This window comes from Mesorhizobium sp. P2_F5 (genome assembly GCF_056403715.1).
In genome coordinates this window covers 65736-72955 of the sequence record NZ_JBFUEY010000035.1, presented here as the reverse complement: position 1 = coordinate 72955, position 7220 = coordinate 65736, and the positions used below count along the sequence as shown (strand labels likewise).

Sequence of the window (7220 nt, the reverse complement as noted above, 5' to 3'; positions counted from 1 at the left end):
AGCTGGCAGGAGCACAAAGATCGATGACACCGGCCTGATCATTGTGACACAACCGCGGCTCGATCGGACGCACTCTGTCATCCACGCCAGAATCCCTGCCGACCCAGATCGCCTCGGCGGGTCCCATTACAGAGTCAGGCTCCTAGCTCCGCAACGAGCCGCTGCCCTGCGGTTTGGAGCGATTTGACTATTTCGTCAGCCTCGTTCTGTTCGATGACAAGGACTGTGCGTTCGGGCTGTTTGGATCGGAATGTGAGAGTCCGTAGCACGAGCAACCAGCTCCCTTTTTGGTCGAGCACGACTTTACCGACACCATGGGCCAGCGATGCGCGCAAGCCCTCATGCGGACGGAAGGTCAACAGTGCTGCTGCGGACGCCTTCCCTTCCAGAGCAAAAGCCCCAGTCGGTCCAATCAAAGTCGCCAATTCTTCGAAGCGCTGTCCGACCAGATGAGGCAGTTTCACTGCAGCTCCACGCCCCGACGTATTCGCCAGCACCAGAAGTGTCTCGCTAACGGCCGCCTCACTCCGCGCAAATTTATCGAGGCAACGTCCACGCCATGCGTTTGCAGCGGTCAGAGCATGAAGCCACTGATCGTTGCTGACAGCAGGGATAGCGGTAGTTTCAGTATCCATCGGGAACAGATAATAGCAGGCGACACTTACCAGCAAGTGCCTATGGGCAAGCTTTGCGCAGATAGCCATCTGTACCCAATGCCGACATTTGCGAAAGCGACGTAACGAGTCCTCATGTCTAGACTAGTGAGGGCGCGATTGAAGGCGGCCGAGGAGCCTACCGCGAAAACTATGGGAAAGGACCGAAGTCATGAAAGAAGAAATCACCGCCGAAATGAGCGGCGGCAACGTGTTTGCGGATCTGGGCTTTGACAATCCCGAAGAGGAATTGCTCAAGGCCAAGCTGGTTCGCGAGATCCGCGCCATTATCAAACGCCGCCGCCTGACTCAGGCGAAGTGGGCTGAGATGCTCGGGATGAAACAGCCCGACGTCTCCGCCATTGTCACCGGCCGCACGGGGAAGTTCTCGATCGACCGCCTTGTCGGCTGTCTCGAATCGCTCAATCGGGCTGGAAAAGTCGATGCGGAGGACAATTAGGCATCAACCCCGACACCCCTTCTTAGTTGAACCGGGTCGAGGCCCGGAGCTTCCCTGTTGATCTTTCTCCCGCCGGAGGGTTGCGTAGAATCCCCGCAGAGATCAACTCGGCGTTGGTGGAGGGCAAGCCTGCCATCTAGGAAAACCTGATACCTAGGTAGCTCGGGATCTGCATCTACATGCGCGAAGTGACATGCGCTTCTTTAGCGTTCAGCCGCCTCTAAAAGCGCTCTCGCTCTTTTCCTCGCCGCTGAGCGTGACTCTGATCGTGTAGTTGGGAACCCTGCCAACCCATAGGCTTGGAGTATCGAGCCAAATCGCGATCTGAACACACCAGCCGCAGGAAGGTCTGGGTCCGCATTGATGAGAGCGGAGGTGACATATCCGAAATTTGTGTGTAGCCGTCGGAGTCCATCGAGAAGTTGATCATTCGTAAATCCCCACTTAAACTTGCAGTGAGGGTGTGCCGTCGCCCTTTTCATCCCCGCACGAACGGACTCATATATAGTTGAAGGAAAGCCTGCCCGCGCATAGGCCCGCATTAACGAACCAAATCGGAACGTGAGCACACGAGCCACTGGAAGGTCTGGGTCGGCATTGATGATTTTAGCTGTGACATATCCGAACTTGGCGTGGAGTCGTCGAATCCCGTCGATTAGATAGTCGTCCGTATATCTGAGACCTTGCTGCCAAGGGCAGTTATATCCGACGAGTTCATAGGATGCCACGAGGCTGCCAAAGTGGTTCACATACGAACTCGAAGAAGCAGTGTATGGACAGGCATCAATTACTCCCTGAGAGAGCTTTCCCTTCTCCCTGAAGAGCCTCCTCAACCTATCGATCATGTCAGTCTGCGCATAGCTATTGCCGACTTTGCGTCGCATCTCCTGTTGAACCTTCGCGAAGTGTTTTGCATCAACAATCGGGTCCATCACCCGTGTTCTGATCCATAGATCTGGAGGATTTGGTCTGGATGGTCCTTTCATCCGCCGTGTTCGTACGTTGTAGACGTAGTATCCTATCATCAACTCGCTTGTGAGCAGGGTTCTGACGCGGGTTTGGGTCCAAGCCTGACCGTTTGTGGAAGGGACACCTTCAACGTTCAGTTTTCGTGCGATGGTTGTGGTTGTTAAATGCTGGTTAACGAACATCCGGAAAATGCGGCGCACGGTTGCGATTTCATCCGGTGGACCGGGCACGAAGACAACGCGATCTGTGCTTAGGCCCTTTTGCTCGCCTAAACCGAGGAGAAATCGATGCTCTCCATTTTCGCTGACCAACAGGCGTCTTATCCCGTAGAGCACCCCGCCGCCCTGTCTAAACCCAAGACGTGCTTGCTGTGTTTGCGCCCGTGAGACTTTGGCAGACAATTCGCGGCTGTACTCACCGGCCATCACCCGCTTCAGGTTTTTAACGATCATCGAGACCATACTGCCGTCGTTCTCGAATGGTTCGCCGCAATACTCGACCGCGACCCCGGCGTCCCGACAGATGAATTCGTAATGCGCGGATTGGTCCGTATCCTGAAAGCGGCCCCATCGGCTGACGTCTAAAACGAGAATGGCAGAATAGGTGTGTTGGCCAGTTACAACGTCAGCCAACAACTGCTTCAGGCCATCTCTTCCCTTCAAGGTTAAGCCACTTTTACCGGCATCGGCGTAGGTATCAACGATAGCGAACCCTCGTTTTTCGGCATACTCCCCGATGGCAGCGATCTGGTTCTCTAAAGAATACCGCTGGTGCTCGCTCGACATGCGAATGTACTGCGCAGCCGGAACACGGAGATCGCTTGTAAGCTCGGTCACTATAGTGCCTCCGCGCGCGCCGATTTCTAATGCGGCAGGAACGACGCTGATGACGACAAGCGCATATTACTCCACAACGTGCTCGATCAAAACGTTTTGAGCGGTCAATTCAGGTGTGCTTGCCGTAGCCGAGGATAGCGCACCCTGACGGCGGGAGGCGATGCCAGCACCGTAAGTGTAGCCCATAGCCTCGATGCACCTGAACGCTTCATGCTGCTGCCACCGCAGGCGCACTAAGGATACGGTAAACCTGCATCCTTGAGCAGCCCACTGCTTTCGCGATCTGCGTCGCGCTCTGGCCGCCATCGCGAAGGGCGATCACCTTGTTCCTGTCGAGACGCTGTCTACCCCCTTTGTACGCACCGACAGTCTTTGCTCTCTCAATTCCCTCGCGCTGGCGCTCCTTGATGAAACGCCGCTCCATCTGAGCGACCATACCAAGGACGGTCAGCACAATGTGACCCATCTCGCCCCGCGTTGAAACATGCGGATCGAGCACAGTCACGAAGGCGCCCTTCTGTTCACACTCATAGATCAAGTTGAGCACGTCGCGTGTGTCGCGACCCAACCGGTCGAGGCGCGTCACCACCAGCTCATCCCCCGGCCGTAGGAAATCGATGATGGTGGCGAGTTCTGCCCTACCGTCGCGGCTCTTACCGGAAACCTTTTCCGACCGTATGATGCCGCATCCTTCGGCCTTCAGCTTGGCGATTTGCGTTTCGAGATCTTGGTCAATCGTGCTGACGCGGGCGTAGCCAATCCGGCTCATGGGGTGTCACCTCAAGGTTTAAGCCCGAGGCTACACTGTCACAAATAGTCGATGTCAACCCAGATGTTACATCGCGCGTCGCGACTATGTTACGTCACCTTAGGGCATACCCTGACGTTAGGCCGACTGTCTGCAAAGCCTAGTACCCTCCCAAAAGAGCCTCAGTGACGCCCTCAAGTCCGGCCCCGTGGAGTGGGCCTATCTTCGCCCGTTCGATGTCAAGCGCATCGCGAAGCCGCCTGTTGATAAGTCTTTCCGATAGCCCAGCTGACGTCTCCCTTACGCCGATTGCAACTCTCACGAGATCGGGCGGTACCACTTCCATAATAGGCTGCGCAAAGATACGGGTATTACTCCATTCTTCTCGCGAAGACTTCTCACGATTCGGTCCAAAAGCAATGTATCGCATCAGACAATCAAGCGATATCACTAGTGGGTGACCGATCTCTTTGGACAACTTAGATGGTAGAGCGTTTGACATTCTCCCCGCAGCCCGGTCCAACGTTAACCACCAGCTTCTATTGCCCAGTTTTGAGAGGATTTTCTTGTCCTTACCGCGCTCTGAGAGGACAATCATGCAATTCTCTACATCGTGCCTCGTAAGCTGATCGATGTGAACATTATATTCTTGTCCGGGTATATTCCTCCGACCTTCGTGCACGCCTCTCCAATATTCGGTGAGGCCTTCTCTAATTTCGGCCGGAACGCCAGATATGTCGAAGTCGTCCCCAACCAGAAAACCAAACTCATCCGATAGAAACTCTCCCAGATCCTGAATGGGATTCACAGGGCCGGTAAACTTCTCCAGCCATGAGCGAAAGAAATCTTGTTTACCTCCAGAAAATATGTATCTGGCATAGACATAAGGAACGTCACCTTCCCATCTAGTACTAAATGAATATGCCCGACATCGGTTGAGGTGACGTTCGATCTCCTCGACAACCCCCCAAGTCACGTGCACACGTATTCCGCATTGCCGGGCTTGTCGAAAGAGATTGGTGAATGGCTGCTCATCAGCGTTCACAGTCTCAGCAAGCATGGGCAGGATCATGCCCGTGTCTACCCATATTGTCCCGTTGCTGAATAGCTTGCGAGTTGCCGCTTCAACGTCCGGCGTAGCACTGAGGAAAGACATCAGCGTATAGCTGTCTGACAGCAGACGAAGGTAACCTCGAGTGCCTTCACTGGGTGTGGCCAGAAGTGTACTAACGACGTGCAATCCAAACGCCTGCGCATCACGGCCTCTAATCGCCCTAGCTGGGAAATGATCGCGAACGATCTTTTTTAGATCGTCTTCATGAAGTGGCGGATCTGCGTTCAACGCGACGGTGGCTGCAAATTCTTCACCGCGTTTCAAAAAGTATATCTGCAAAATCTTGTGAACCGAAGCCATCAATAATAGCATATTATCGGTAACGTTAGCACCGGACGCGCCGCCAATGATGTCCGTCACGTCGCGCTCAAAAGCATTATGCATGGTCAGAAGCCGAGCAGCGGCGTCTTTCTGCCTCTCCAACTCCAAATAATTGATGTTAAATTCATCTTCGGCAACGCCTGACCACTGCGATATCGACTTTCGCTTTAAGCGATGCAGCGCCGCGTCTACGAAGCGCTGTAACGTTTGTGGCGAATGTTGAGGCAGCGAGGCCTGAACACGTTTGTACACCTCACTTTTGGGCATTCGAACGTCTGGCGTCGTGTCGCGAAGTGCGGCCTTTGTGAGCGCCTCGAAACAGGTCCGAGTCAAACCTTTCCCTGCGGCATCGTCTTGTTGCTGCATCTCGATAAACAACAAAGCCGTGTTCGCCTCTTTACTATTTAACACTCCATGCTCGGATAAGACTTTTCTGTCAGTGAGCAAGGGGTCCACGAACCGAAGGGCTAATGCAGCAGCTGCGTTGGAGCGGGCTAGATCCTCATCCGCCCTTTCCAAGAAAAAGGACGCGTCTCTAACATCAAGACTAATGTTCGCCTTCCTAAGCTCCTTACGAAGGCTGTCTGCACGAGCTCCGATGGTTTGGTTGGTCACATAGATCAGCGTTCGGGTCTGCGGGGCGGTCTGATCGAGTCGCCTTACGGTTGCCCTTATTTTGTTCGCCCACTGCGGCGTCACCGAGTACTGAAAAGCGGTCTCGGGCTCCCCCTCCGGGCTAAACAGAACAGCGTCCCTGCCTCCATCGCCGCCGGGCGCGGCCATTGTGCGCAGCGCGCCGAATTCCGACGCCAAAAACGTCGAGGCCAGAACTTCAAAGTGTTCCCAGTCACTGGGCTTAAGCCGCTCAAGTGCAAGAGAGAACCGTTCGCGACTAGTAGCCATGATGCGCCATCTGTTCAGGGTTTCGCCTTAGCGTGTTGGGGTAGCACAGCCAAGTAAAAGCAGCCAGCAGTGCTGCCGAAACTTCGGTAGCTTGATCTCAGGCGATCCGAATTGTTGAGTGCGGACAACCGATGATGGTGAATGCGACCCTCGTCGCAGGCATTGAGGCAGCGTCCGGCAAGGCGCTTCGTCGCGACAGAACGCCTACCATGGCAACCGAAATCTCGTCATTCCTCTGCGAAAAAGTCTTCATCCAAGCGTTTGAACTCGAGGGCGCGACTCACTCGGACCCCGACGTCATGTTCGATCATGAGATCGGCGAGGCGCTGACCGTCAATCAGGATAACGCGCTGAGTTAGGTGCTTGACGAAATCGCGGGCTTGCGAACTGAAGTTCGAGGTTGTGACGAACACCCCCTTAGTCGCCCCTAGCCCTACGAGACTCCCTACAAAGGCTTGCACATCTGGACGGCCAACGGTGCTCGTTTCAGCATATCGCTTCGCCTGCACGTAAAGGCGGTCAAGGCCGAGAGGATCCTCATTGATGACGCCATCGACGCCACCATCACCAGAACGGCCAAGTTGGGCGGCTGCATTTTTGTGCGACCCACCATAGCCCATTGCCACGAGGAGGTTGACAATCAGATGCTCGAAAAAGAGAGGACTATTGTGGATAACCCTCTCGATTAGCTCTGCCCGCAACGCTAGTTGGACGGACCGGAATGCGGCCTCGATTTGCTCCTCTGGCGTGGAGGGCGATCCAACTGCAGATATGACGTCCGCTGGATTGGTTAATCGTGTTCTTTCGGCAGATTCGGCTCCGCCCTTGTAGAATTGCCGAAAGCTGGGCCTCGTCAATAGCAGCTCGACGTCGATCCGGGGAGGGTTTGTTGCCAACAGCGCCCGCCCCTCGTCCGTTGCCACGAAACAACCTCGGGCTGGTGACGCGAGCAAGCCCGCCTTAGTCATGTAGAACTTTGCCCAATGGATGCGGTTGTGCAGGACACGCTGCCGACCGCTAGGCAAAAGTTCTTCTCTCTCCGCCCCTGTTAGCCCAAAATCATCAGCGATCCGGTCTTCGACGTCCGCTACGCGCTTTTGTCCCTCCGCTGAAGCATGGAGCAGTGGCAGCATGAGTGATTGATAATCGGGAATGGGCACCGGGACACCTCATGCCTTCTATGCCCGTCGCAATCGACGCGACGTGAGGCCAAATA

Annotated in this window: 6 protein-coding genes; 1 reads left to right on the top strand and 5 read right to left on the bottom strand. The window is 54.9% G+C overall.

All coding sequences use genetic code 11. The features are described 5' to 3' along the window. Positions 1–134: 134 nt before the first annotated feature. On the bottom strand, positions 135–704 hold the full coding sequence (locus AC1DYO_RS30170) for a hypothetical protein (protein WP_477268049.1): 570 nt from the start codon (positions 702–704) through the stop codon (positions 135–137). A 121-nt stretch (positions 705–825) separates the two neighbouring features. On the opposite strand from AC1DYO_RS30170, the gene AC1DYO_RS30165 reads away from it, so the two are divergent. Continuing rightward, positions 826–1113, top strand: coding sequence for a helix-turn-helix domain-containing protein (locus AC1DYO_RS30165; RefSeq protein ID WP_477268048.1), 288 nt, complete (start codon positions 826–828; stop codon positions 1111–1113). Between the two features lie 203 nt (positions 1114–1316). Here the strand turns inward: AC1DYO_RS30165 and AC1DYO_RS30160 are convergent, their stop codons facing one another. The 4 genes from AC1DYO_RS30160 to AC1DYO_RS30145 all read right to left on the bottom strand — a co-directional run bounded on the left by AC1DYO_RS30160 (position 1317) and on the right by AC1DYO_RS30145 (position 7164). Beyond that, positions 1317–2918, bottom strand: a complete 1602-nt coding sequence (locus tag AC1DYO_RS30160) for a recombinase family protein (protein ID WP_477268046.1) — start codon at positions 2916–2918, stop codon at positions 1317–1319. 208 nt (positions 2919–3126) lie between these two features. Then, positions 3127–3687, bottom strand: a complete 561-nt coding sequence (locus tag AC1DYO_RS30155) for a recombinase family protein (protein WP_477268044.1) — start codon at positions 3685–3687, stop codon at positions 3127–3129. 139 nt (positions 3688–3826) lie between these two features. Continuing rightward, positions 3827–6004 carry a hypothetical protein gene (locus AC1DYO_RS30150; protein WP_477268042.1) on the bottom strand — a complete coding sequence of 726 codons (2178 nt, stop codon included), beginning with the start codon at positions 6002–6004 and terminating at the stop codon, positions 3827–3829. Positions 6005–6231: 227 nt separating this feature from the next. Then, positions 6232–7164, bottom strand: coding sequence for a restriction endonuclease (locus AC1DYO_RS30145; RefSeq protein ID WP_477268040.1), 933 nt, complete (start codon positions 7162–7164; stop codon positions 6232–6234). Positions 7165–7220 lie beyond the last annotated feature (56 nt).